General features: G+C 58.7%; 26 protein-coding genes and 1 pseudogene. 13 read left to right on the forward strand and 14 right to left on the reverse strand.

The window, feature by feature from the left end; all coding sequences use genetic code 11:
* Positions 1-43 precede the first annotated feature (43 nt).
* Both ACM6IN_RS11050 and ACM6IN_RS11055 read left to right on the forward strand, forming a co-directional pair.
* The gene (locus ACM6IN_RS11050; protein ID WP_414916001.1) at positions 44-310 is read left to right on the forward strand and encodes a hypothetical protein; all 267 of its coding nucleotides are present in this window, start codon (positions 44-46) and stop codon (positions 308-310) included.
* An 80-nt stretch (positions 311-390) separates the two neighbouring features.
* Positions 391-789, forward strand: a complete 399-nt coding sequence (locus ACM6IN_RS11055; protein WP_095111958.1) for a hypothetical protein — start codon at positions 391-393, stop codon at positions 787-789.
* Here the strand turns inward: ACM6IN_RS11055 and ACM6IN_RS11060 are convergent, their stop codons facing one another.
* Positions 790-2298: an EAL domain-containing protein gene (locus ACM6IN_RS11060; protein ID WP_414916002.1), complete on the reverse strand. Its 1509-nt coding sequence runs from the start codon at positions 2296-2298 to the stop codon at positions 790-792.
* 367 nt (positions 2299-2665) lie between these two features.
* Here ACM6IN_RS11060 and ACM6IN_RS11065 point away from each other — a divergent pair, with 367 nt between their 5' ends.
* Entirely contained in the window at positions 2666-2995 is a 330-nt protein-coding gene (locus tag ACM6IN_RS11065) for a DHCW motif cupin fold protein (RefSeq protein WP_038367105.1), read from the forward strand.
* 134 nt (positions 2996-3129) lie between these two features.
* On the opposite strand, the gene ACM6IN_RS11070 is transcribed toward ACM6IN_RS11065, so the two are convergent.
* Positions 3130-3579, reverse strand: a complete 450-nt coding sequence (locus ACM6IN_RS11070) for a GNAT family N-acetyltransferase (protein WP_123376827.1) — start codon at positions 3577-3579, stop codon at positions 3130-3132.
* 160 nt (positions 3580-3739) lie between these two features.
* Here ACM6IN_RS11070 and ACM6IN_RS11075 point away from each other — a divergent pair, with 160 nt between their 5' ends.
* Positions 3740-5659 carry a tyrosine-protein phosphatase gene (locus tag ACM6IN_RS11075; protein WP_414916003.1) on the forward strand — a complete coding sequence of 640 codons (1920 nt, stop codon included), beginning with the start codon at positions 3740-3742 and terminating at the stop codon, positions 5657-5659.
* A gap of 812 nt (positions 5660-6471) precedes the next feature.
* Here ACM6IN_RS11075 and ACM6IN_RS11080 read toward each other — a convergent pair.
* Entirely contained in the window at positions 6472-7443 is a 972-nt protein-coding gene (locus tag ACM6IN_RS11080) for an AraC family transcriptional regulator (protein WP_414916004.1), read from the reverse strand.
* Positions 7444-7708: 265 nt separating this feature from the next.
* Here ACM6IN_RS11080 and ACM6IN_RS11085 point away from each other — a divergent pair, with 265 nt between their 5' ends.
* A complete protein-coding gene (locus ACM6IN_RS11085) occupies positions 7709-8512 on the forward strand; it encodes a 2OG-Fe(II) oxygenase (RefSeq protein ID WP_414916005.1) in 804 nt (267 codons plus the stop codon).
* A gap of 243 nt (positions 8513-8755) precedes the next feature.
* Here the strand turns inward: ACM6IN_RS11085 and ACM6IN_RS11090 are convergent, their stop codons facing one another.
* The 8 genes from ACM6IN_RS11090 to ACM6IN_RS11125 form a co-directional block, all read right to left on the reverse strand.
* Positions 8756-9649 (reverse strand): LysR family transcriptional regulator, encoded by an 894-nt coding sequence (locus ACM6IN_RS11090; protein WP_007913030.1) that lies wholly within the window; start codon positions 9647-9649, stop codon positions 8756-8758.
* An 82-nt stretch (positions 9650-9731) separates the two neighbouring features.
* Complete coding sequence (locus tag ACM6IN_RS11095; protein ID WP_007913032.1) at positions 9732-10784, reverse strand: alpha/beta hydrolase; 1053 nt, start codon at positions 10782-10784, stop codon at positions 9732-9734.
* Positions 10785-10832: 48 nt separating this feature from the next.
* Positions 10833-11777, reverse strand: coding sequence for an alpha/beta hydrolase (locus ACM6IN_RS11100; RefSeq protein ID WP_177321049.1), 945 nt, complete (start codon positions 11775-11777; stop codon positions 10833-10835).
* 121 nt (positions 11778-11898) lie between these two features.
* A complete protein-coding gene (locus ACM6IN_RS11105) occupies positions 11899-12672 on the reverse strand; it encodes a carboxymuconolactone decarboxylase family protein (protein ID WP_007913034.1) in 774 nt (257 codons plus the stop codon).
* Positions 12673-12901: 229 nt separating this feature from the next.
* A complete protein-coding gene (locus ACM6IN_RS11110; protein ID WP_007913035.1) occupies positions 12902-13369 on the reverse strand; it encodes a cupin domain-containing protein in 468 nt (155 codons plus the stop codon).
* 62 nt (positions 13370-13431) lie between these two features.
* Positions 13432-14424, reverse strand: coding sequence for an aldo/keto reductase (locus ACM6IN_RS11115; RefSeq protein ID WP_007913036.1), 993 nt, complete (start codon positions 14422-14424; stop codon positions 13432-13434).
* Positions 14425-14448: 24 nt separating this feature from the next.
* Positions 14449-15039, reverse strand: coding sequence for a flavodoxin (locus ACM6IN_RS11120; RefSeq protein ID WP_007913038.1), 591 nt, complete (start codon positions 15037-15039; stop codon positions 14449-14451).
* Positions 15036-16025 carry an aldo/keto reductase gene (locus tag ACM6IN_RS11125; RefSeq protein ID WP_007913039.1) on the reverse strand — a complete coding sequence of 330 codons (990 nt, stop codon included), beginning with the start codon at positions 16023-16025 and terminating at the stop codon, positions 15036-15038. The genes ACM6IN_RS11120 and ACM6IN_RS11125 overlap by 4 nt, the downstream gene beginning before the upstream one ends.
* A gap of 394 nt (positions 16026-16419) precedes the next feature.
* On the opposite strand from ACM6IN_RS11125, the pseudogene ACM6IN_RS11130 reads away from it, so the two are divergent.
* The 4 genes and pseudogenes from ACM6IN_RS11130 to ACM6IN_RS11145 all read left to right on the forward strand — a co-directional run bounded on the left by ACM6IN_RS11130 (position 16420) and on the right by ACM6IN_RS11145 (position 18591).
* Positions 16420-16969 (forward strand): annotated as a pseudogene (locus tag ACM6IN_RS11130) (PAAR domain-containing protein).
* 10 nt (positions 16970-16979) lie between these two features.
* Positions 16980-17762: a hypothetical protein gene (locus ACM6IN_RS11135; RefSeq protein ID WP_414916006.1), complete on the forward strand. Its 783-nt coding sequence runs from the start codon at positions 16980-16982 to the stop codon at positions 17760-17762.
* Positions 17747-18103: a hypothetical protein gene (locus ACM6IN_RS11140; RefSeq protein WP_007913045.1), complete on the forward strand. Its 357-nt coding sequence runs from the start codon at positions 17747-17749 to the stop codon at positions 18101-18103. The genes ACM6IN_RS11135 and ACM6IN_RS11140 overlap by 16 nt, the downstream gene beginning before the upstream one ends.
* A gap of 110 nt (positions 18104-18213) precedes the next feature.
* On the forward strand, positions 18214-18591 hold the full coding sequence (locus ACM6IN_RS11145) for a hypothetical protein (protein ID WP_095111967.1): 378 nt from the start codon (positions 18214-18216) through the stop codon (positions 18589-18591).
* Positions 18592-18731: 140 nt separating this feature from the next.
* Here the strand turns inward: ACM6IN_RS11145 and ACM6IN_RS11150 are convergent, their stop codons facing one another.
* Positions 18732-19094: a DUF6124 family protein gene (locus ACM6IN_RS11150; RefSeq protein WP_007913049.1), complete on the reverse strand. Its 363-nt coding sequence runs from the start codon at positions 19092-19094 to the stop codon at positions 18732-18734.
* A 461-nt stretch (positions 19095-19555) separates the two neighbouring features.
* Complete coding sequence (locus ACM6IN_RS11155) at positions 19556-20116, reverse strand: hypothetical protein (protein WP_007913051.1); 561 nt, start codon at positions 20114-20116, stop codon at positions 19556-19558.
* Positions 20117-20331: 215 nt separating this feature from the next.
* Between ACM6IN_RS11155 and ACM6IN_RS11160 the strand changes: the two genes are divergently transcribed.
* From ACM6IN_RS11160 to ACM6IN_RS11170, 3 genes are all read left to right on the forward strand, one after another.
* On the forward strand, positions 20332-21204 hold the full coding sequence (locus ACM6IN_RS11160) for a helix-turn-helix domain-containing protein (protein ID WP_414916007.1): 873 nt from the start codon (positions 20332-20334) through the stop codon (positions 21202-21204).
* Positions 21205-21333: 129 nt separating this feature from the next.
* Entirely contained in the window at positions 21334-22602 is a 1269-nt protein-coding gene (locus ACM6IN_RS11165) for a DUF1479 domain-containing protein (RefSeq protein ID WP_007913055.1), read from the forward strand.
* Between the two features lie 54 nt (positions 22603-22656).
* Positions 22657-23937 (forward strand): ABC transporter substrate-binding protein, encoded by a 1281-nt coding sequence (locus ACM6IN_RS11170; RefSeq protein ID WP_414916008.1) that lies wholly within the window; start codon positions 22657-22659, stop codon positions 23935-23937.
* Between the two features lie 224 nt (positions 23938-24161).
* Here the strand turns inward: ACM6IN_RS11170 and ACM6IN_RS11175 are convergent, their stop codons facing one another.
* Entirely contained in the window at positions 24162-24797 is a 636-nt protein-coding gene (locus ACM6IN_RS11175; protein ID WP_007913057.1) for a TetR/AcrR family transcriptional regulator, read from the reverse strand.
* 131 nt (positions 24798-24928) lie between these two features.
* On the opposite strand from ACM6IN_RS11175, the gene ACM6IN_RS11180 reads away from it, so the two are divergent.
* A complete protein-coding gene (locus ACM6IN_RS11180) occupies positions 24929-26146 on the forward strand; it encodes an MFS transporter (protein ID WP_414916009.1) in 1218 nt (405 codons plus the stop codon).
* The last annotated feature ends 79 nt before the right edge of the window (positions 26147-26225 follow it).

The raw sequence follows: 26225 nt of genomic DNA on the forward strand, positions 1-26225 counted from the left end.
ATTCAATTTGAACTAAAAACTGACCACTGCGTCAGGATAATCAGTGCCTTTTCCAACTGACGTGGATGACATCATGTACACCTATCACATCGAATATCTGTTCAACGGCGAGCCGCGGACTTTTCTGCTTGAACTCAAGGAACAGCAGTTGTCCGAGCACGAAGCCGCGATGCATCTGCTGGAACTGCACTTGGGCGACGCTGAAAACGGCCTGATGATGCCCACTGCAGACTCAACACCCGAGCAGATCCTCGAACAGGCCGAGCGGGTAGCGATTACGGACATCAAGGTCGTCAGCCAGACCAACTGAAGGTTGAGGCAAACGTTGGCAACGGTGGGGATCCATTGCATGCTGCGCGCACACTTCACTGTACGCCCGGAGGACACGCCTTGCCGACCCTGAGCCGCGCTGATCTTGCTTACGTTCTACAAATCCTCGAGCAAGACACGATTCACGACTTGAGCCTTATTTCTCAGGCCGTGCAGATGAATCCTCGCGACCTGTTGAATCAAGTCGCGATTGCCATGGCCGATCAGTTCCTTAGCGGTGCACGCGACTTTCACGCATGCGACGAGGTGATGAATCTGTTGTTCGGCGATATCGTGAACCTCGGCATGGATGCCGAAATGCCCGAGCCGGCTTTTTCCATCTACCTCGCGTTTGATTCTGGAGAGCATTGGCACACCGGTGATAACAAGGAGGTCGTACCGTGGGAAAAATGGACGCGACCTGAGCTCGTGCAGATTCTTGGTCAGCTGACGGGTGGCTTGTCCGGAGGTCGTCGATAGTTACACGCTTTCTAGCGCTGGATGGTCGACAAGCACGTTTGCCCGGTCTTGATAGAACCGCAAAAACTCATCCGCCGGCATCGCTTTGCCAAACAGCCAGCCCTGACCAAAATGCACGCCGTGATCGCGCAGGTAATCGCGCTGGGCTTCGGTCTCGATGCCTTCGGCGACTATCTGCAGGCGCAGGCTCTTGGCCATTTCGATGATGTGGCCGGTCACGGTGCCGGTCGCGGCATCCTGATCGATATTATCGACAAACGATTTGTCGATCTTCAGCACGTCCAGCGGCAGTTGCTGCAAATGCTGGAGGCTGGAAAACCCGGTGCCGAAATCATCGATGGCCGCCAGATAACCCAGCTCGCGGGCATGGTTGACCGTGGCCCGCGCGGCGTCGATCTCGACGAATCCGCGCTCGGTGGCCTCCAGCCAGATTTGATGCTGCTGCACGTTGGCCCGGTCCAGCGCGGCCTCCAGTTTCGCCAGAAAGCGCCCGCTGCTGACGTCCTTCGCCGCCAGATTGATCGCCACGTGCAAGCTGCGCTCCTTGACCAGCAACGGGCCGAGGTCACGCATCACATTGTCGATGACCTGATCGGTGATCGGCAGAATCAAACCGCTGTGCTCGGCCAGCGGAATAAACGCATCGGGGCACACCCGCGAGCCATCCGGATGCTGCCAGCGCACCAGTGCCTCCGCACCGACGCAAGCACCGTCGCTGAGGCGGATGATCGGTTGATAGTGAACAACGAACTCACGATTGCGCACCGCCATTTGCAGTTCCGCCAGCGGCGACAGACGTTGCCGGGTGCGGCGCACGATCAGCAACACCAGCACCCCGGCGAGCAAACCACCGATGGGCAATAGCAGTAACTCCCGGCGGATCAAGCCTTGCATCAGCTCATGGCGCGACAGCGCGGCGATGACGACCCAGTCGCCGCTGTGCACGAGGGTGTAGAGATAGCCGTCGGCAAGGCCCGAATGCGGGCCGGAATGCACGCGAGCAAGAAAGTGTTCTGCGCCCGGACGCGAGGCACTGACCAATTGCCCGGATGCGGTGCCGACCGCCAGGTGCAGATCCTCGTCAAGCATCACCTGCAAAAACTGCTCGGGATCGACCAGCACGTTGAACGCCGCGTACTGCAGCGCCATCATCGGCTTGGCCGCAACGATGCGCGACTGCACACCGAGCGACACACGCACGCCATCCGCGGTGGTGAAGTCTTCACGCCACGGCGCCGCATGCTGCCCGACCAGGCCCCATGACCCGCAGGCGTAAATCTCTTCTTCGACATAGCCGATAGACTTCACCGAGAGGGTGTTGATGGTCAGCAGACGCATCTCGTCGATGCTTTCCGGCGTGCACGGCCCGAGCCGCGAGCCGGCGATGGATTTCAGCGCGCCGGCCGCTTCACTGAAGGTGCCATGGGCACGACTGGAGGCGACGGAAGCGAGGGCTTCCAGACGTTGTTGAGCCGCGGCCAGATTCAACATCCAGGCGACGTAACCCATCAAAATGACCGGAAGCAAGACACACGGAAGGCCCAGGAGAATGCTCCCCCAGACAATGCGTTTTTTGTTCATGGCGCCACCTTGGCCTCAAGGCCTGTGACGTGCGCACAGCACGGCTGTTTTCAGCCATTGCAGATTACGGCTGCCGTGTGGGGTAAATACTGCTCCAGATCAATTTAACTGATTGCCCGGATTGTTTGGTTTCTCTGCGTTCTGAGAACTGCGTGACCGGGCCTCTTTACTGGCAAGCCAGCTTCCACAAGGACTTGTTCAGAGTCTGTATCCCGCAAATCCGCGCAGTCTGTATCTATCGGCACAATCCCCTCGTTGATACCTTGCGCGCTTCGCGAACATCAACGAGGTAGCCATGGATCTCACCGCCATTCCTTTCGGTACCACCGACTGGTCAACCATTGAGCCGGTGGCACATGCCGGGGTAACCGGCACGGCCTGGTGGCGAACGTGCCAGTTTGGCGCAACGCGCGTGCGGATGGTCGAGTACAGCCCCGGCTACCTCGCTGATCATTGGTGCTGGCGCGGCCATATCCTCCTGTGCCTGGAAGGGCAGTTGCAGACCGAACTGGAGGATGGCCGCCAGTTCACATTGACTCCCGGCATGAGTTACCAGGTAGGCAACGACGCCGAAGGCCATCGATCCTTCACCGCCACTGGCGCGAAACTGTTCATCGTCGATTGAGTTCGCGCTGATGCCTTCAGGTTTTTTTCTACTCGTGATGGAGGCTTTTCAGCCAACACGCACCTCAGCTGGCCGGCCGCCATCGCGAGCAGGCTCACTGCAGCAATGGTTCTACGGTGGGTTCAATACTGCCATCACCATTGCTTTTGCATGATGATCGTTCGCTCGGTGCCGTGATACTCATCCCGAACCCTGTCGAACCCAAGCGATCGATAAAAACCTTCAGCCGTGATCGAAGAGGGCACATGCAGCTTGGTGAAACCCTGGCTAACGGCAACAGACTGGAGTCTTTCCATCAGCCGCTTACCCAGTCCTTTGCCCTGACAGCCCGGCTCGACAAACACGCTGCGAACCACGTCCTGATCAAGACTGGCGGTTGCCACGATGTGTTGATTCAAAGTGGCCACATAAACCTGACGTTTGCCCAGCAAGACCAGAACCGCCTGCGGTGAAAAGCTGCGCTGCACCTGCTCTATAACGTCTGGCGAATAGTCGCGCCCATTGGACACACGCAAAGTATTCACGATGAGCTCACTGATGTTCGCGGCATCTTCGCGCGTTGCCATTCGAATCAGATCTTCCATTTTCGTTAATCCCTGAGACTTTCTCTGCCGGTGGATGGACCAATTACGCAGCCCACGGCCCGATCGCGCTGCCATTTTCCCTCAAACCAAAACTGTCATATTCAGTATCACTTGCCTACCCATAGTGACCAGCCCAACGCTTAAACAATGAGGCTGCACTGTGTTTCAACGTCTTCTGTGTTCGCTGTCCGTACTGAGCCTGTCCATCGCCGCCGCCCATGCTGCCGAGTCCGTGCCGCTGGACACGCCGCGCCTGCAAGGCATCGACAACTTCCGTGATATCGCCGGCATCACCACCGCGTACACCACGGCCCACGACGGCACGATGCGCAGCGGCGTGTTCTACCGCTCCAACGCGCTGACACCAACGGCCAGCGATCTGGCGACCCTCAACAGCCTCGGCATCAAAGCCATCTACGACCTGCGCACCCCCAGCGAAATCGCCGCCACCCCGGACACGCTGATCAGTGGTGCGACCTACCAGAACATCGACATCATCGGCAGCACCACCTCTGGCTCGAATATCACCAACATTTCCTTCAACAGCGCCGCCGACGCGATCGCCATGATGGAGCAGACCAACCGCGCCTTTGTCAGCGATGCCGGCATGCGCGGTCAGTTCGGCGTGCTGTTCAATGAACTGGCCAGTGTCGATGCCGCGCAACTGTTCCACTGCACCGCCGGCAAGGATCGCACCGGCTGGACCGCTGCCGTGTTGCAGAGCATTGCCGGCGTCGACAACGCCACCATCATGGCCAACTACCTGGCGACCAACGACTACACCGCCGCCCGCGTCGCCGCCACGCTCAAAGCGCTGCCGCCGAGCATGGCCGCCATTTACGAGCCGTTGCTCGGCGTCCAGGCCAGCTACTTGCAGGCAGGTCTCGACGAAGTCACCGCGCAATACGGCAGCATGGACAACTACCTCAAACAAGGCCTCGGCCTGTCGCAAGAAACCATTTACGTCCTGCGCGGCAAACTGGTCGAATACAACAGCCTCCCAGGCCAGGCCGGGCTGATCGGCAACGCCGCTGCCGGCGCCGAATTGCTCCGCGAGTTGCAAAACACCAGCCTGTCCGGCACCTACAGCGCCTACAACTACTATTTGCAATCGGCGATCGATGCCGGCACCCTCGGCGGTGTTGAATCCCAGGTCGGCGGCCAGGTGCACGCCGACGCCGCCAGCTACCTGCTGCGCCAAAACGCGATGATCGAACAAGCCGCCGCACCGTTCGCCAGCGGCACTGATCTCAAGATCGGCCAATATCGCCTCTGGACCACCGCGCTCGCCGGCTACCTCGGCACCGACGGCTCGTCCCACGCCGAGAGCAGCAACGAACACAGCCAAGGCCTGATGGTCGGCGTCACCCAACGCTTCAGCGAACAACTCAGCGTACGCGGCGGCTTCGGCTACAGCAAAGGCAGCGTCGGCGGCGCGGGTGGCGAAGCCGACACTGACTTCACCTTCGTCAACGTCGGCGCTCGCTACGGCTTCACCAGCCTCGAACAAGGCCTGTTCGTCGACGCCAACGCCAGCGCCGGCTACGTCGACTACGACAGCAAACGCGACCTCGGCGGCGGCCTCGGCACCGCGAAAGGCAACAGCCACGGCAACCTCACCGGCGCCACTGTCGCCCTCGGTTACCGCGCCCCGGTCAACGGCATGACTTTCGAACCAAGCCTAGGTTTGCGCATCAGCCACCTAGACCTCAACGGCTTCAAAGAGAAGGGCAGCGAACTGGCCCTCGACGTCGACGACAACAGCGCCACCCGCCGCAGTGCCGTCGCCAATCTCAACGTCGCCTTTGCGCCGGTGGCGATGGGCGCATGGCAACTGGTGCCGGGCGTACAAGTGGGTTACGAACGCACACTCGGCGACAACCAGGTCGACAGCCAAAGCCACTTGCTCGGCCTCGACATCGAACAACGCGCGGCTTTCGATAATCGCGATCAGTTCAGCGGCGGCGTAAACGTCATGGCCAGCCTCGGCGCCCTCAGCCTGGGCGCAGAAGTCGGCGCCAACGGCGGCGGCGACAGCCACGGCTTCAACGGCGGCCTCAAAGCCAGCTACGCCTTCTAAACAGAAGCGGGATCAAGGAAGACCCCACTCCAACCAACACCACAGGTTCTATGGGTTGCTATCAATCTAAATCACACCACAAACCCCTGTGGGAGCTGGCTTGCCAGCGATAGGGCCAGCCCAGCCAACATCTCCATCGACTGACCCACCGCCATCGCTGGCAAGCCAGCTCCCACAGGTTTTGTGGATTGCCAACAATCTCAGGCACACCAAAAATCCTTGTGAGAGCTGGCTTGCCAGCGATTGGGCCAACACAGCCAACCTCTTCATTGCCTGACCCACCGCCATCGCTGGCAAGCCAGCACCCACAGGTTTTGTGGAGTGCCAACAATCTCAGGCACACCAAAAATCCTTGTGAGAACTGGCTTGCCAGCGATTGGGCCAACACAGCCAACCTCTTCATTGCCTGACCCACCGCCATCGCTGGCAAGCCAGCTCCCACAGGTTTTGTGGATTGCCAACAATCTCAGGCACACCAAAAATCCTTGTGGGAGCTGGCTTGCCAGCGATTGGGCTAACACAGCCAACCTCTTCATTGCCTGACCCACCGCCATCGCTGGCAAGCAGCTCCCAAAGATTGTGGAATGCCAACAATCTCAATCACACCGCTGACCCCTGTGGGAGCTGGCTTGCCAGCGATTTGGCCAGCCCAGCCAACCTCTTCATTGCCTGACCCCACTGCAATCGCTGGCAAGCCAGCCACAGGTTTTGTGGATTGCCAACAATCTCAATCACAACACAGCCCCCTGTGGGAGCTAGCCTGCTAGCGATAGCGCCTTCCCAGCCACCATCACCACAACAGACTCACACCCTCAATCCCGCCCGCGCAAATCCGCAGGACTCACCCCATAAGCCCCCTGAAAATACCGACAAAACCGCCCCACATTGCTAAACCCGAACCGCAACGCCACCTCCGTCACCGACCCCGAACCCCGCCGCTTCAACACCTCATAAGCCCGCTCCAGCCGAACCTGCCGCTGATACGCCACAATCGACATCCCGACAAACCGCCGAAACCCCTCCTGCAACGCCCGCTGACTCACATGACTCAACCGCGCCAGATCCACACCACTGACCAACTGCTCAGGATGCGCCTGAATAAACTCCACCGCCAACTTCACATGTCGCGGCGCAACCATCGCCGTCGGCCGCCGCAACGCCTCGGAAAAGTTATGCGGCCAAGCCTCTAGCACCGCATCAACCAACATCTCGCGCAACCGCGACGGCATCAACGTCCCGCTGTTGAGCAACAGATCAAACTCCGTCCCCGTCGCCAGATCAATCAACGCCTTGATCCCCTGAAACGCTGCCGTCTCAAGATCCACGCTCGGCTCAAAAACGATCTTCTGCAGAATCGGTTTATCCAACAACGCCGACAGTCGCTCGGTGAGCTGGTGACGATTGATCGACATCCCGTGATGCGCGTGATCATCCAGAAAGCGCATCGAACGGATATCCGCCTTATCAATCGCCAGCCCAACGTGCGACACCCCGATAGACTCGGTGGCATGGTTGAAAACGATCTTTCCGGCAGTGGGAATGACGAAGGTGATCTCGTCCTGTGGATCGGGGAAAGCGACGGTGAAATCACCGTGATAATGCATCCGCCGAAAACTCACACCATCGTGCCGCCCGTAAACGCCGCCGATAATGATGTTCGACGGCAGCGGCGGATTGTCCGCATAACGATTGCCAAACAATCTGGAAAACAGTGCACCGAAGTCGTCCGAACGGAGGTTGTCGGAGCGCAGGATGATTTGCTGGCGAACGGGAGTCGGAAACACCTTGGCGGCACCTTCGGTTGGGGGCTCTAGGACAGGGGTGAAGGGTAGGGCGCCGAGGAGGTTAGCAGAGGAAATATGACCGGTTTGTGACAGTCGGAAACATGCCGTAACACCGCCGCACCACGTTTAAGCAAAGGACACTCGGCAGCCAATCGCCGACATGGCAACCTGCTCGCCACTGTACTCAGCAAGCAAACACAGGCACCGCGCCAAACCCCAGCCCCTGTTTGCCCAGCCCTGAAAGCCAAAAATCATCGGAGCGGCAATGCAAGCCAACACGCAAACACTCCCCATCACCCTGACCCCCGAACTCGACTTCGACCAAACCGCCGCCAGCGCTTTCGGCGAATCGCTGACCCGCGAATACACCCAAGCCACGCCATTCCCGCACATCGTCATCGACAACTTCCTGCAAGCAGACGTCATCGCCAGCATCCGCGAACACTTCCCGGTCGAACCGACCAACAACGAGCAAATCTACGAGCGCGGCTACAAAGGCCAACTCAAACGCCAGATCAGCCCCAACGCCTGCAGCCCGTACCTGAAGAACGTGTTCAACACCTTCAACTCCGCACCCATGCTGGAATTCCTCGAAAAACTCACCGGCATACAAGGGCTGATCCCCGATCCTTACTTCACCGGCGGCGGCCTGCACGAAACCAAAACCGGCGGCTTCCTCGGCGTGCACTCGGATTTTCGACTAAACAAAAAGCTCAACGTCGAGCGACGGCTGAACGTGATCATTTACCTGACCGAGGACTGGCAGGAGGCGTACGGCGGCAACCTGGAGCTTTGGGATGTGGGGATGAAGAAATGTCTGAAGAAAGTGCTACCGGTTTATAACCGGTGTGTGATTTTTAATACGGACAAGGATAGTAACCATGGGCATCCGGAGCCGTTGACTACGCCGGAACACATCACTCGGCGGTCGATTGCGCTTTATTACTACACGGCGAGTGGGGTGGGCGGGGAGCCGGGGCAGAGGAATAAAACGCACTATAAGCCGCGGCCGAAGGATCGGTGGAGTTTGAGGTACTACATGAATAAGTTGTTTAGAACGAAAGCGTGAGGAGGCTGCGTAATCAGGGAAGCAGCCGTTTTTTGGACTGGGTGGTAGCAGCTGGTGGTGGTTCAGCTTTCGGCCAATTGCTGCCATTCACGAAAGGCTGCTCTCGGCCAATAGCTGCCATTCATAATGAGCAGTAAACCTCCCATTGCAGCCGGTCGCGCCCGACGCAGTCGATCAAAATCATCTGCTCATTCACGGTTGTGAGGGGGCGGAAAAAATCCAGACGCCTTGAAGGTCGATGTCTCAGTCCCTGTAGAGTAACGCTTCAACTACAACGCCAAACGCTGATGAGTGTTCGCGACGATTGGGGTAGTAGAGATGGTAACCGGCAAAGGGTTGACACCAATCTTCCAACACCCGCACAAGGCTACCGTCCGCAAGTTCCTTCGCCACCATGTCCTCTGGCAGGAAAGCCAAGCCACATCCCGCCACGGCCGCACGCAGAATTGGCACGCTGCTGTTGAATGTCCATTGGCCCTCGACGCGGGCCTTGAGCTCGTGGCCATCCTTTTCGAAATCCCATTGCATCAGGCTGCCGTGAGTCGGTAGGCGCAGGTTAATGCAGTTGTGCGCCGCCAGATCTCCCGGTTCCATCGGGTAAGGCCGATGCTGGAAATACTGCGGCGAGCCGACAACGGCGATGCGCAACGATGGCCCAATCGGTACGGCAATCATGTCCTTGGCTACCTGTTCGCCCAGGCGCACCCCCGCGTCATACCGCTGCGCGACGATGTCGGAAAGGGCGTAATCGACGGTGATTTCGACCCTGATGTCCGGGTAGTCGGGCAGCACCTTCAGCAGCTTCGGCCAGAGAATATTGTTCGCCGCATGCTCGGACGCCTGAATCCGCACATTGCCGGCGGGGGTGTCGCGAAACTCGCTGACGGCGGCCAGTTCCAGTTCGATCTCATCGAACCTCGGTGCCATCGATTGATACAACCGCTGACCCGCCTCGGTCGGCGAGACGCTGCGTGTGGTGCGCGTCAGCAGGCGCACACCCAAGCGGCTTTCCAGTGCGCGCATGGTGTGGCTCAGCGCCGACTGCGAGACGCCGAGTTGTGCGGCAGCACGGGTAAAGCTGCCTTCGCGGGTGATGACCACGAAGGCTTGCAGGTCGTTGAGATTGGCGCGGGACATTGATGAGAACCTCTCATGAGGGGGCGCGTGATTATTCCATGAAAGCAGGTCGCACACAGATGCGCGACCCCCAGAGAGTTGATTACAAGGTACGGGCGTAGAACGTGGTCAGTTTGCCAATCGCGGCATCGACATAACGCGGCACCCAGTAGGTTTCAATGTGGGTGGCGCCATCGAGGATGAACACTTCCTTGTCGGTGGTGCCGGTGGCTTTGGGGAACGCATCCTGGGTCATGTACAGGCTGTCGGCCTTGCTGCCGGCGATCATCAGCAACGGTTGATTGATCAATTCGATATGGTCGGTGGCGTCGAAACGCATCAGGTCAATAAGGCTGCTGGTGGTGTATTTGAAGGTCGAGTTCGGGTGCGCGTGGGTTTTCCAGTAGTACTCATAGCCTTGGCGATACAGTTCGAAAGGCAGTTTGGCAATCTGCTCGTCGGTGAGGTTGGCATCCCCCGAATACAGCACCGCGCCCCCCGCTGCTTCTTGCGCGCGGGCAGCTGATGCCTGCTGCAAACGTTGCTGGATGCTGTCCATTTGCGAGTCGTTGTAGCCGTTGCGGCGTACTCGACCCGAGTTGAACATGCTCACCGTCGCCAGGGATTTGAAGCGTTTGTCGGTTTGCGCCGCCGCCAACGAATAACCACCGCCGCCACAAATGCCGAGCAGGCCCAGACGATTGTCATCCACGCCAGCGAACTGGCTGATGAAATCGGCCATGCCGTGAATGTCTTCGATGCGATACGCCGGTTTATCGATGCTGCGCGGCTGGCCACCGCTGGCGCCCTGATAGGCCGCATCGGCCGTGATGGTGATGTAGCCCTGTTCGGCGAGCCGCTGGGCATAGAGACCGGCGACTTGCTCTTTTACGCCGCCATTGGGATGCGCAACCACCACGGTCGGGTAGTTCTTCTTCGCGTCGTAGTTGGCAGGAGTGTAGACATTGGCGGCGATGTCCAGCCCGTTGAGCTTATAGCTGACCGGGTGGATGTTGACCTTGCCCGGCTCGTTCTTGCTGATCGCGCCGTCATAGGCGAGTGTGAACGGGTTCTTCTTGTAGTCAGCGGCTAACGCTTCGCCCGCCGAGAGACCGACCAATGCCGACATGAGCGTGGCTTTGAGAGTGTTTTTCACGTGAAGCTCCTGAGCAAAAAAAGGGCGGCAGTAGCAAAAGTATTTGGGTCAGTCCAGCTGTTTTTCTTTGAGGAACTGCGCGACCAGATCAGCGATCTGCACGTTGTTCAGATCCGACATGGGGAAATGGGTATTGCCGTGAATGCCAATCTCCGGCAGGTGTATCAGTCGCACATCACCGCCATGGCGATTGACCGCGTCACGCCAGAGCCGGGCCATTTTCAGGCGTGCGCGCCAACTGTCCTGAGCGGGCAGATCGACTGTCTGTTCCGGAATGTTGTCTCCGTACAGGATCAGGATCGGAATGCGCGTCAGTGCCATGAATTGCTCCATCGGCACCGCTGCGCCTTGCACCGTGTCGAACGCGCTGGGAATCGGCGCCGGCACTTCACCGTCAGCAAACACGAAACTGCTGCCCGGTTCGAACGCCACGATGGCTTTGACCTTGTCGTTCTTGATCGCCGTCAACCAGCCCGGCCCGCCACCCTGAGAATGCGTAAACAGGATGCCGGGGCCGATTTTGTCGAACAGCGCCGACACACCATCGGAGACCACGCCCATGTCAAACGGCCCGGTGTTCGGCGTCATTGCCCTGAAAAACTGCTCGCGGGTCTGGGCGTCCTGTGCCACTTGCACGCCGTTGAAGTAGCGGGGCCAAAGGCCGATGCGGAACTGGTTGAACCACAGTTGTTCGTCCGGCACAGGCTTGATGGTGGTCTCGACCATGCTGCGCCCGGCATCACCACGCCGGGGCTGATCGATCAGATAGACGCCGTAGTGGCGGCGCAGAAAGATGTTCTGAAAACCCTCGCGACCATCGGCGGTGGTTTCCCAGGTCTTGGAAAACTGACCCGCGCCGTGCCACATGACGATGGGCAGTTTTCGCGCGTCCGCCGGGATTTGATAGAAGGCGTAGACGTGGTCACCGTGGTAGGTCTGGCCGTTGGGTGTCATCGGTTGGCGCGGGTTGAAGGTGCCCGGTGCCGTGGTCATCGTTCCGCCGGCGGCGAAGCTGCCTTGTTTCTGGATCAGCAGCGGGCCTTCGGAGTGGTTCGCGCAGGCCGCCAACAGGCTCAGCAGCGTGACGCTCAGTAAATGCTTTGCAGATTTCATGTCATTTCCCCGCTGTTGCGAGCGCTTGGGTCAGCGCTGCGCTTGCCCGCTTGGCAGTCTGTGTATCGCCATGCTTTTCAAGCAGCTCGGTGACCTGGCGCAACTGTGCCGCACTTAGCCCGACGCGCAGGCTCGCCGCCATGTGCGAACGCAGTTGCGATTCCACGCCCGGGGACGCTGCCAGCGCCCCGACTGTCGCCAGTTCGCGGCTTTGCCAGTCGAGGTTGTCGCGCTCGAAAATGTCGCCGAACAGATGGGTTTGCAGGAACCGGTTGATCACCGGAGCGAACTCGAACACCGGGCCTTTGACCGGGGCGCCGGAGATTTTCGTTTGATTCGCCGTACCCGCTGCCAATAGCTCATCCCCGACCGGAGTCGCCCGGCTCGGCTCACGTCCCGGCGCATCGTCAAGGCCGCGTTGTTTGCGCGCCTGCACCACGGTCATCAATTCATTCAAGGCGTTGAGGCTGCGGGGGAAGCCGACGTAGGCGTAGAGCTGCACGAGAACTTCACGGGTTTCGCTAATGGTCAGGCCGGCATCAAGCCCTTGGTTGAGCGCCGTGTTGAGGTTGGGCATGTCGCTGGTCGCCATGAACGCCGCGATCAGTGGAATGGCTTGTTGCTGGCTCGACAAGCTGGCTGCGCTGGCGGGTGTGCTGGTCATGGTGGGCGAAGCCTCGGCTGCTTGAGTGGTGACGCTGAACATCGCCCCGACGCCAAGGCAGAGCGCCATGAGTGTGGGGAGTGCAGTGCTGTTGCGGGTGTCAGTGATCATCGTGAAGGGCTCCATCCATTGCGGGGCGCTGCGGTGTCGCTGAATCGTACGGAGGTTGGTTATGGCGATTAACCCTGATATTGCGCATGGGTTCCTGAGCAGAACTCATGAATCGACGGAGCAGTCATCGCAGAAATCCAGACGCAACCCCGCAGATTCGGGGCTTAGACGTCGACTAGTCGATTGCCCCCAACGTGCCGGGAGCGCAACTTCGACACATTCCGTAACTTCATTTACCGGCGTATTGCGCATCCGAGACCTGTTCCCCCCAAGTGACGGTCTTGCCGTCCTCGGCTTCAGCGATGGCGATGTGGGTCATGCCGTTGCTGGCCGTGGCGCCATGCCAGTGACGGGTGTTCGGTGGAATCCAGACACTGTCGCCCGGACGGATCTCCTGACGCGCGCCACCCTCTTGCTGCACATAGCCGACGCCGGCAGTGACGATCAGCGTTTGCCCCAGCGGATGGGTGTGCCACGCCGTGCGTGCGCCCGGCTCGAAGGTCACTGTGCCGCCGCCGATGCGCGCCGGCGGTTCACCTTTGAACAGGCCATCAACGCGCACCGTGCCGGTAAAGTTTTGCGCCGCGCCCTTGACCGAGGGCTGCGCGCCGTTTGGCGTGATGCGGATTTCGCCGGCGGCCTGGGACTCTGCCGCCATCAGTGACAAAGCAACGAGTGGCGCAATCAATCGGTTCATCGGATTGGTTCTCCGGTCAGACAAGAAAAGCGGCGCCGCCCGTGGCGCCGCGTTGGGCAGACTCAGAGTCCGGTCATTTTCAGTGCCGATTCCGGCAGGCGTTCACCGTGCACCTGAATCTGCGCGATCTGCTCGTTGATCACGCGCAGATCGTCGCCGGTCAATTGCAGTTCGACCGCGCCCAGATTCTCTTGCAGTCGATGGGGTTTGGTCGTGCCAGGGATCGGCACAATCCACGGTTTTTGTGCGAGCAACCAGGCTAGCGCGACTTGCGCAGGTGTCGCGTGCTTACGCTCAGCGACGACTTTCACCACATCGACCAGCGCCAGGTTGGCCTTGCGCGCTTCGGGGGAAAAACGCGGGACGAAGTTGCGGAAGTCGCTGGCGTCGAACTGCGTGTGCTCATCGATCTGACCGGTGAGAAAACCGGCGCCCAGCGGGCTGAACGGTACGAAGCCGATCCCCAGTTCTTCCAGCACCGCCAGCAGCTCCAGTTCCGGGCCGCGCCAGAACAGCGAGTATTCGCTCTGTACCGCCGTGACCGGTTGTACCGCGTGGGCCCGGCGGATGGTTTCCACACCTGCCTCAGACAGGCCGAAATGCTTGACCTTGCCCTCGGCGATCAATTCCTTGATGGTGCCGGCGACGTCTTCAATGGGCACCTGCGGATCAACGCGGTGCTGATAAAACAGGTCGATGTGATCGGTACGCAAGCGCTTCAACGACGCCTCGGCGACGGCGCGGATACGCTCCGGCCGGCTATTGGTGCCGCCGCCTCGTGCGCCGGTGATCGGGTCGATATCGAAGCCGAACTTGGTGGCGATGACGACCTGCTCGCGGATCGGCTGCAAGGCCTCGCCCAGCAGCTCTTCATTGGCGAACGGGCCATACGCTTCGGCGGTGTCGAACAAGGTGACGCCTTGCTCGTGGGCCGAACGAATCAGCTTGATCATGCTGGCTTGGTCGGCTGCCGGCCCGTAGGCCGACGTCATGCTCATGCAGCCAAGGCCCAATGCAGACACTTCCAGGCCATTGCCCAACGTGCGGTTTTTCATTATGTCACTCCGTACAGAATTCGATTAATGCGTGAGAGGGTGATCGTTCAGCCAGCCGTTCACGCGTTCCATGGTCTTGCGCTCCTGCTCACCCTCCATCACAAATCCTTCCAGCACTTTGGCCTTCGGCGCGTGCTTGACCAGCACACTGCGGCTGTTGCCCAAGCCGTAACCGCCGTGGGTGTTGAAGGGGATGAGGGTCTTGCCGGTCAGGTCGTGGGCGCTGAGGAATGCGCGCACGATCGGCGGCGCGGTTTCACCCCAGATCGGAAAACCGAGATAGATCGTGTCGTAGTCGCTGAGGGCATGAACCTTGTTCTGCAGCTCGGGCTCGAAGCCACTGTCACGCTCCTGGCGGGCCTGCTCCACGGTTTGCAGATAGTCCTCGGGGTAAGCGTGGGCCGGACAAATCTCGAACAGATCGGCACCCAGTCCACGCTGGATCAGCCCGGCAACCACACGGGTATTGCCCGAGCGCGAAAAATACGCGACCAGAATGCGCGAGCCAGAACGCGGTGTTTCACCGGCACTCTGCGTGTCGGCAAGCGACAGCAGTGGCGCGCTGGCCAATGCGGCGATCACCGTGCGCCGCAGCGGATCGTGATCGTTACTCATCGGCCGACACGCGCCTTGAGGGATTCGGGGTAGCGCTCGCCTTCGATGCGGACTTGCGCCAGCGCGGTATCAATCGCTTTGAGTTCGGCCGCATCGAGCGTGATCTCCGCGCCGCCGAGGTTTTCTTCCAGGCGATGCAGTTTGGTCGTGCCCGGAATCGGCACAATCCACGGTGCCTGCGCGAGCAGCCAGGCCAGCGCGATCTGCGCCGGTGTCGCTTGTTTCTGCGCGGCTATCTGACGGACCAACACCACCAGCGCCTGATTGGCCTGGAGCGCCGATTGGCTGAAACGCGGGACGATGCTGCGGAAATCGTCGCTGCCGTAAGTGGTCTCAGCCGTCACCGTGCCAGTGAGAAACCCCTTCCCCAGCGGACTGAAGGGCACGAAGCCAATGCCCAGCTCCCAAAGCGTCGGCAGGATTTCCTGCTCGGGATCGCGCCACCACAGTGAGTACTCGCTTTGCAGCGCCGTGATCGGCTGCACCGCATGCGCACGGCGAATGGTCTGCGCACCGGCCTCCGACAGGCCGAAGTGCTTGACCTTGCCTTCGCCAATCAAGTCCTTCACTACGCCGGCGACGTCTTCGATCGGCACGTTCGGATCGACGCGGTGCTGGTAGAGCAAGTCGATGTAGTCGGTCTTCAAACGACGCAACGAGCCCTCGACGGCTATTCGAATACGTTCGGGGCGGCTGTCCAGAGTCTGCTTTGTATTGTCGGCGCCGACGGCGAAGCCGAATTTTGTGGCGATCACGACCTGGTCGCGAACTGGCGCCAGCGCCTCGCCGACTACTTGCTCATTGATATAGGGGCCGTAGAATTCGGCGGTATCAAAGAACGTGACGCCTCGCTCAACGGCTGAGCGGATCAGTGCGATGGCTTGTTCGGTGTCCGTGGCCGGGCCATAACCATGGCTCAGACCCATGCAGCCGAGGCCGAGGGCGGATACTTCGAGTGAACTGTTGCCGAGTGTGCGTTTGTGCATGTTGATCTCCCGTTGGGCATGGGAAGAACAGTAAGCGCGCTAACGACTGAGGACTAGACGGGTAAATCGGCAAAGCTTGATGAGGTTTGCTCATCAGTCCCGGAAAAGGGGACGTGGCGACTGCCGAATGAAAGCCTGGGTCACGGTAGGCCATCACCGCTCGCACACAAAAAATCTGACACTCTCTTGACCGTCCGCTTTTGGCCGATTGCTGCCCGTGAATGCAATCAGAGGCAGCCTTTCCCATCCGAGTTGTGACGTCTCGATTCAAACGCTGATCAGCTAATGCGTGCGGCTATTGGAGGGCGATAGACAATGCCCTCCAACACATAGATTTTTAACAAGTGACCTGTTCTGGTAGCTTACGACGCTCACAAGGATTTGACAGGAAGTCATTATGGCCAAGCCAGCGGCGCGAAAAAGTGATCCATACAGTTGCCCATTGCCAGGACACGGCACCAACCCTATTGCGGTCGGCTCTCCCGACGTGTTTTTTCGACGGACTGGCCGCAGCACGGCAAGGTGACGCGTGCACATGCGGGAGTGCGCTCTCATCTGGCCTATCTTCGACTGTGCTCATCAACGGTAAGAATGCCGCAACCATTGACACGGGTGGCACTCACGGCGGCGTCGTAGTTGGCGGGTCGGGGACGGTGATAATCGGTGATACCCATTCGCCTTGTGAGTTTGTTGCTCCTGCGCCGTTAGCGGGGTATGCGCGTTGGATCGGCTTCAGAATACCTGCGGACGAGAGCTACGAAGGCCTATCCTGCACCGCGCATTTTGATGACGGCTCATCGTTGCCCGGTGTATTTGATAAAGACAACGCCATTAAATTTTCGAACCTATCGGGGAAGGCGTGCGTGATGCTCCAATTTGAAGAGCAAGCATCCGAAGAAGCGGCATCTCTCACCGAAAGTCTATTGAATTCGATTTTGGGATAAGGACCATCCTATGACAGAGCCGTACATCGTCACTGGCAGCTATGTGGTCCAGCGAGAGCACGCCTTGCAAGACTCTCCTCTTGATCGGGCTTTAGAGCTAATGGAGGGCTCTGCGCTGCGGTTTTCACTGGATGCGATATCTGATGAAAAAACTCGAGCGAGCTATATCAAGAATATCCAGCGTATGTCTCAGCAAACACGCGATGACGTGAAAGCTGGAAAGATTACGGCGCAAGAGGGAGTGAAGTTCAGTCACGAGATGCGCAACAAAATCATGGTTGAGCATCGCAAGTTCACCTCTGCGCAGGGGCTGGCAATCGCCCAGAGGAAGAAAAAGGGTGGGACGGAGCTCAAAACACTTTTAAATATGTACTCTGAAAACCTATTCCAAAAAGGTTACGACAGCCTTTCGGAAATAGAGAAGAACAAAGTCCATTACACCATTCTGGAATCTTCGGGCCGGGATAATGCCAAGTTCTCGGCCGGTACAAAAAAGATGCTGATCATGGGCAAGCTTGGTGTTCTCGTAACTGCGGCTCTGGCGACATATCAGATATTGAATGCTGAAAACAAACCCAAGGAAGCTGCGCGCCAAGGAATCATTGTCGGTGCTGGGGCATTTGGTGGGGTACTTGCAGGGTTGGGCGTCAGCGCATTTTGCGGACCTGGTGCCCCCATTTGTGCAATCGCAGTGGTCTTGGTTGGAACAATCGCAGGCGGTGTTGCGGGCGAAGCTGTTGCGAGTTCATTGGATGAAGAGCTTGAGGAGTTCACGCATTGGGACATCTTCTGACTGAGCCAGAACTGACCAAGGTCAGAGCGGCACTCTCCGAGCCCTTCAACGACTTTCCGGTTGAATATGACTACCTAGCAAGGAAAGTACGAGGCGTCGACCCTGACATTCTTTACGAAATTCTCTATTCAGAGGTCGCACCGGTGTGCTTCACCAATCTTGTGGCCGCAGTACCCCCGGTATGGACTGGTTTCGATCCTGACATACTCAGAGAGTCGATAGAGGAAAGGTTGGCTGCGAGAAAACGTAATTGGTTTCGTCGGCAGTTCGATAAGGTGTTGGTGCGCTGGCTGAAATACAACTACGCCTATATTTGGAAGGAAATCGCCAGCAGATTGTGATCCAGAATGCTTCAAGGCCTCAGCTTGGTGAACCTTGAAGACTGGCGACCACCGCAGCTGCTTTTTCACGCTAAAGGCAGCCTCCATCGGAAAGAGTGGGAGATCTCGAGATGCTGCGCGGAGCTGAGAACAGTGAGATGTTGCGGGAATACTACGAGATTCTGGTTACTCCAGAGGCCAAGCACGCGCTCTTGTACATGATTGGATGGGCATCAACGCTTAAGGGCTATGACTGCTTTCCAAGCTCGCACGGATACATCAAGGATTTTCGTTTCTTGCGTGAGGATGACTGCGATTTTGCATTCATTCCGAACCAAAAGTGGATGTTGTTCTACTTCAGAAAGCCGTGCCTGCGTCTCCAAAAGTTTTCGCGTGAGGAAATTTTTGGAAGAATTCCCGACGTAAAAGAGAATGCGAACGGAGAGTTTACTGTCAGGCTTAAAAGTATGAGCGACGTCATGCGCTTAGCTAGTTACATCGAAAGTTAGATGTGATCACGGTGATATTTGTTCGATTACATCAGTCGACTCCGAACAGCCGCAATGGGCCGAAAATTGGTCGTTATGCTCATTTTTCTCTCTGTTTTCTCCCGTATGGCGGCCTAATCGCCGCCATAGTCGGGGGCCGGTTACTCCGTTGGCACTACGTTATCCAACGCCCGATTCACTGCCAACTCCCCAAGCATCACCACCTGTGCAATGCCTTGCAGCGTCTTGCGTGCCGGTCCCTGCACCAGCCCGATCACATCCCCAAGCATCACCGAGGCCGAGCCGAGTGATTCGCTGGCATTCACCAGCAATTCCTCAGTCTTGGTGTTCGGGTTGGCGATAAACATCGTGTTGGTTTGGTACGGGGTGAGCATGATTTCCGGGGCGGGGCCGAGGTAATGGGAGAGGGCGCGGTCGACGGCTTCGTTGAATTTCTTGGCGTCTGGGGATTCGTCGCCCGCGATCGGGTCGGTTTCTGGTGGATTCGGTGTGATTTTGAACATGATGTAACTCCCTTGTGTCGCTTAAAAGGAGCCATCACCCTCTCGCTACCAAACGATGGGTGGCGGCCATGCACAGGTTGGTAGACCGGGACACAAGGAAAACCGGCGCGCTCGAAAGCGCCCTGCGCATGACCACCATAAAAGCCAGGCGAAGACTTTCGCCAATAGTGAAATTGCGCACCTTGTATACACGGGCTACCAAACCCGATCACTGCTATTCAGTGACCGACCCACAATAGAACCCGCATCCAAGGCGCACAAGCCGGCGGATTCTGGCGTAGTCGTAGGCAACGGCGCAAGGCGTTGTAGGTTGGGATGACGTAACTTGGGGTGTCTTTAAACAAAGTCCAGGAATTGCTTCAACAGGGCAGTTCGAGCTGTTTTTGCGATGTCTTTGTGGACTGGAGGAGCGATAGCCGTTTCGCGATCCACCGCAGCAAGTCCCGTGGCTAGAGGGGGAGTTAATTCGCCAGCGAAATCAGCGTGTCGATCACATTGATCGGCACATAAATCAACGTAATCGCCGCATACGCTTTACGCGACCGAGCCACAAATGCGCCAATCGGCAACGCAATCATGACCACATCGAGCAAACCCCAAAGCGCTACAGGCGATGCCTCAAACAGCGTGACATTGACGATCAGCCCCAGGCACAGATACGTGGACAGCGACAGCAATGCATAGCGCCCATCCTGTTCGAAATACACGCGCAACCCGTTCTGCTCATCCTCACTACGGCTCGGCAGCAACAACGCAGCGGTGACAAACAGCGACAGCGTCAGCATCACCAGCAGTAGAAATTCAAGAAACGAGAAGCTCTGTTTCACCGTCGACAGTGCGTTGACGGCCCACCAGAATTGCAGCTGCATGGTAAACAGCATCACCGCCCAGACCAGCGCCACCCAATCTGGCTTGGCTACTCGGCGGATGCGGAACACCGTTAATACGCCAAGCAGCAGGCGGGTGACGGAGAGCCCGAGGATCATTGAGAGAACGGTGGCGACGATTGGGAAGTTGTTCATCAGGCCTCCCGGGGTACGCGTTATGGGTTAAAAGGGTGTTTTGCGCAGGCCCGGTGATTGGCAGCGTCATTACTTGACCTTAAAACTAGCGTGTTCACGCGATAGGGCAAGGCAGCGCCATGATCGGGCGGAGGACGATTTCACGCCTTGAACGGCTGGGTGTGAGTGATACGATCGTGGCGTGCCAACCACGCCAGCTAGCAGAATCCGTCACCATGAAGCCCAGTTTCGAGAAAATCCCCACCGAGGCCGATGCCTCTTGGACGCTGCTGAACCGGCGCTTACCCGAGGCGATTCCGTTCGAGTGGCATCACCATCCCGAGTATGAGCTGACGCTGACGTTGAACAGCCGAGGCCATCGCTATATCAGCAATGACGTTGCGCCTTACGATGACGGGGATCTGATTCTGGTGGGGCCGAATGTGCCGCATAGCTGGTCTTCGGCGGAGTTGATTGATCCGCGGCAGCCGCACGTTGCGTTGGTCATCTGGTTTTCGGCGGCGTGGGCGGAGTCGTTGGTGACGTTGTTCCCTGAGTTTGGGTCGGTTCGGCGGTTGCTCGCGGCGGCGGGGCATGCGTTGAGTTTCAGTGAGGACGCGTCTCGCGAGGTGCGGCCGGTGATTGAGGCGATGGTCGATCAGGAGCCGGCGGAGCGATTGATTGCGCTGCTGGCGGTGCTCGGCAAACTGGCGAAAGACGTTGATGCCACGCGGATTCTCCCAGCGCCGAGCACGCAGGCCGGGAGCCCCATCGTCGAAGACCCGCGCATCCATCGAGTCCTGGAGTACCTGCATGGGCACTACGCCCAACCCGTCAGTATTCCTGCTTTGGCCGAGATGGCGTGCGTGAGCGTGTCGGCGTTCCATCGAATGTTTCGTCGTCACACGCGCTGCACGGCGCTGGACTACATCGTGCGCTTACGGATCGGGCATGCTTGTGCGCTGTTGATGCAAGGGCACACTACGGTTTCGCTGATCGCTGAGGCGGTTGGCTATTCGTCGTTGGCGCTGTTCAATCGTCAGTTCAAGGCGCAGAAAGGGCTGACCCCCTCGGAGTTTCGCCGCCAGCACGAGCATCATTTTCACTAGGTCGATCGTCCCGGCCCATCCGGGCAAAACGCCACAATCGTATTACCTGACGCTTCAATCGAGGCTGCCGCGATAGCCCTCGGAAGTGCTTCCATACCTGCCTGAATAACAAGAACAGCAGGTCATTCAATGAGCAAATACCAGGCATTCGAAAGCGCAACGCTTCCCGACGATTACCGAGCCAGCATCGTCAATATGAAGCGCGCGCTGCGTGAGCAGATCGGCGATGTGGATGCGTTGTTCGCCCAGGTCAGTGAGTTTGTTGCTGGCGAAATCGCCTCAATCAAAGAGCAGGAAGCGCTCACAGGTTCGGCTTGGCCGGAGCTGGAGTTCGCTGACATTCTCGCGGCGAAAGTGAAGCCGCAGCAGTTGGCGTTGATCAAACGCCGGGGTTGCGTGGTGATCAGAAACCACTTTCCACGAGCGCAGGTGTTGAATTGGGACAAGGGCCTGCTGGAATACCTCGATAAAAACCACTTCGACACTGTTTACCGTGGCCCGGTTGACCAGTTTTTCGGCAACCTTGAGGGTTCACGTCCGGAGATTTTCCCGATCTATTGGTCTGCGTCGCAAATGCAGTTGCGTCAGGACGAGCGGATGGGCGCCGCGCAATCGTTCCTCAATCGTCTTTGGAAAACTCAGTCGCACGGTCAGGAATGGTTCGACCCTGACGTCAATGCGCTGTATCCCGACCGGGTGCGGCGGCGCCCACCTGGCACGTATTCCAAAGGGCTGGGGCCGCACACCGATTCGGGTGCGTTGGAGCGCTGGTTGCATCCGGCGTACCTGAAGGTCTTCGACAAAATCTACAGCAACGATTTCAACGCCTACGACCCCTGGGACGCGGCGTTTCGTACCGAGGTTGATGAATACGCCTACAAGGACACGGTCAAGTGTTCCGCGTTTCGCACGTTTCAGGGGTGGACGGCGTTGTCTGACATGAAGGCGGATCAGGGCGTGCTGCATACCTTGCCGATTCCGAAAGCGATGGCGTACATGCTGCTTCGCCCGTTGCTCGATGACGTGCCTGAGGATGAGTTGTGCGGCGTGGCGCCCGGCAAAGTGCTGCCGGTTTCAAGGCAATGGCATCCGCTGTTGGTCGACGGGCTGAGCCCGATTCCGGATGTGCAGGCGGGGGACTCGGTCTGGTGGCATTGCGATGTGATCCACAGCGTCGCGCCCGTGGACAACCAACAAGGTTGGGGCAACGTGATGTATGTGCCTGCGGCGCCGATGTGTCCGAAAAACCGGCGTTACGCCAAAGATGTATTCAGGGCATTTGAACGGGGCGCGTCGCCTGACGATTTTCCGCCTGAGCATTACGAAAAAAACTGGCAGGAACGCTTCAGTGTCGAGGGCTTGAATGCACTGGGGCGCGCGGGTCTTGGGCTCGAGTAAGTCATCGAACTGCACCGCTGAATCCGTTCAATAACAACAATAAAGGTATCGAAAATGAACCGCATCAATCGCCTTGCTGCAATGGTTTCTTTGGCGTCACTTTTCCCCTTCGTCGTCCACGCCGCTGAAAGCAAAGGCACCGTCGAGGTCGTTCATTACTGGACGTCCGGCGGCGAAGCCAAGTCGGTGGACGTGTTGAAGAAGATCATCCAGAGGGATGGTTTCACTTGGCAGGACAGCGCCGTCGCCGGCGGCGGAGGTGGCGCGGCAATGACCGTGCTGAAAACTCGCGCGGTGTCGGGCAATCCGCCCTCGGCCGCACAGATCAAAGCGCCGGATATTCAGGAGTGGGGTCGGCTCGATTTGTTGACCAGCGTGGATGACGTCGCCAAGGCCAACCATTGGGACAACCTGCTGCCCAGGACCATCGCCGACAGCATGAAATACGAAGGGCATTACGTCGCGGTGCCGGTGAACATTCATCGCATCAACTGGTTATGGCTGAACCCGGTGGTGCTGAAAAAGGCCGGCGTGAGCAAGGCGCCGGCTACTCTGGAAGAGCTGTATGCCGCTGGCGACAAGCTCAAGGCAGCGGGTTTTATCGCCATCGCCCATGGCGGCCAGGCCTGGCAGGACACCACCGTTTTTGAGAATCTGCTGCTGAGCGTCATGGGTGCTGACGGGTTCAAGAAAGCCTTTATTGATGTCGATGAGGCCACTCTCACCGGGCCAAAAATGACCGAGGTGTTTGCTGCATTGCACAAATTGCAGGGTTATCTGGATCCCGACGGCAATGGTCAGGACTGGAATCTGGAAACCGCCAAAGTCATCAACGGCAAGGCCGGTATGCAGATCATGGGTGACTGGGCGAAAAGCGAATGGACGGCGGCCGGCAAGCAAGCCGATGTCGATTACCTGTGCGTACCGTTTCCCGGCTCGCAGGGCGTTTACAGCTACACGATTGATTCGCTCGCGATGTTCAAATTGGCCACAAAGAACGACAACCCCGGCAACATTGCTGCTCGTGATGATCTGGCCAAGGTCGCGCTGGAGCCGGAGTTTCAGTATGTCTTCAACCAGAACAAAGGCTCCATTCCAGTGATTAAAGGGCTGGACATGAGCCGATTCGACAGCTGCGCTCAGGCCTCGGCGAAGGATTTTGCCAACGCCGAAAAGACCGGCTCACTGGCGCCGAGCATGGCGTTTAATATGTCGACATCGCAGGCCGTGCAGGGCGCGGTGTTTGATGTGGTGACGCACTTCATGAATGACAAAGATGCTGATCCGGCAAAGGCCGGAAAGCAGTTGTTGGCGGCGATCAGAGCTGCGCAGTAGGGCGAGAGGCTTTCCGGTTGGTCGCGGGGGACGGTCGGGGTTGATGAGGCGGGGCGGACGACGTTGAGTTTTGTGTGGGGCTGGCTGTCGGGAGCGAGTGGGGGCGGGGAGTCGAATTATGTTGAGGTTGTTGGGGAATAGTTGAGCGGGATTTACGGCTGTTGGATTTCGGTTGGATGAGCTGACGCGTAGCCGAATGGTTTTCGGCTACGCGAGCCCTTCAATTACTGCAATTCCACCAATGCCTCACTCACCGCCATCACATCCCAAGTCCGCATCACCTGCGTAATCGCCGCATCAATGCTCTCAATCGGCGTGTTATCCCGAGCAAGGATGGAAATCCCCTGCAGGAAACTGTCGAACACCGTCGCCATGGCGGCGGCGTTCGTGTCCTCCGCTAACAATCCTTCACTCACACCACGCTCGACACACGCCACAATCCCCGCGCGGGTTCGGGCGCGGGAGTGGGTGAGGGCTTGAGCGACGTGGGCGTTTTCCGGACTCGGCGCGCTCATGACGCCGAGGGTGACCATGCAGCCTTTCGGGTGGCCGTCGTCGCATTGCATGCGTGCCGATTGGCGCAGGGCGGTTTCGATGGCTTGGCGTGGCGGCAGGGTTTCGTCCCACAGGCATTCGGTGACTTGGGCGAAGGTCGTCAGGTAGCGCTGCACGCATTCGTCGAACAGGGCTTCTTTGGAGCCGAACGCGGCGTAGAAGCTCGGCGCGGAAATGCCGCCGCCCAGTTCAGCCTTCAACAGTGAAAGGGACGTCGAATCGTAGCCGTGTTGCCAGAACAATTGCATAGCCTGGTCGACGGCGTCGTCGCGATCGAATGCGCGGGGGCGGCCGGTTCTGGCCATAGCGGAAACTCCTCGGAAAGTGATTTGGATACTAGTCGATACATAAGTCGTTGACAACGTGCCTCGGCTGCCGCCAGTATTTTATATCGATCGGTATGCAAGTCTGACTTTCCAAACTCAAGGAGTTTCCCGTGACACCTTCATTGACTCTAACGGCTGCGCCCAAACGCCTGCCCATTGGCGCCTTGCTGGCGCTGGCCATGACCGGATTCATCTGCATCGTCACCGAAACCTTACCCGCCGGGCTGTTGCCGCTGATCAGCGATGGTCTGGCAATTTCGCCTTCCATGGCCGGGCAGATGGTTACCGCGTATGCGCTGGGCTCGGTGCTGGCGGTGATCCCGATGACCATTGCCACGCGCGGCTGGCGTCGGCGCAATGTGTTGTTGCTGACCATCGTGGGTTTTCTGCTGTTCAACTCGATTACGGCGCTGTCGTCGCACTATGGTGTGACGCTGGTGGCGCGGTTTTTCGCCGGGGTTGCGGCGGGTCTGGCGTGGAGTCTGTTGGCCGGTTATGCGCGGCGGATGGTCGAGCCTGATCAGCAGGGAAAGGCGTTGGCACTGGCCATGGTCGGTACGCCGATTGCCTTGTCACTGGGCGTGCCACTCGGCACTTGGCTGGGTGGCCTGGTCGGGTGGCGCACGACGTTCGGGTTGATGTCGGCCCTGACTTTGATGCTGATCGTCTGGGTGTTGGTGAAGGTGCCGGACTATCCACCACAGCCTGCGCATCAGCGCCTGTCGTTGCGCCGCGTGTTGACCACGCCGGGTGTGCGGCCGGTGTTGGCGGTGGTGATCAGCTGGATGCTGGCGCACAACATTCTCTACACCTACATCGCGCCGTTTGTGGCGCCGGCGGGGCTGGCGGATCGAGTGGACCTGGTGTTGTTGGTGTTTGGTCTCGCGGCGTTGGCGGGGATCTGGCTGACCGCGAAACTGGTTGAGCCGCTGTTGCGCAAAACGGTGTTGGTGAGCCTCGCTACCTTCGCTGGTGTTTGCGTGGTGCTGGGATTTATGGGGCATGTGCCGCAGGTGATTTACATCGGCGTGGCGGTGTGGGGTTTGAGTTTTGGCGGCGCGGCGACGCTGTTGCAAACGGCGCTGGCCGATGCCGCCGGTGACGGCGCCGATGTCGCGCTGTCGTTGAATGTGGTGGCGTGGAACAGCGCGATTGCTGGCAGCGGGGTGGTCGGCGGGGTGTTGCTCGACCGCTGGGGCGTCGCCTCGTTTCCCTGGGCCATGTTGGTGCTGGTGAGCGTAGGGTTTGCCATTGCCTTCGGCGCGCGGGTGCATGGGTTCAGATCGGGGCCGCGTGTTGCTGGAGCGGTTGCGGTTGCCGGGCACTGATGCCCGGATGCGCGCACTGCGTGGGCCTCGAGGGCGACCACGAATCAATTACTTTGTCAGTGATTACAGCGGCCGAAGG

The organism is Pseudomonas sp. IT-P395 (assembly GCF_949767675.1).
Lineage (GTDB): Bacteria > Pseudomonadota > Gammaproteobacteria > Pseudomonadales > Pseudomonadaceae > Aquipseudomonas.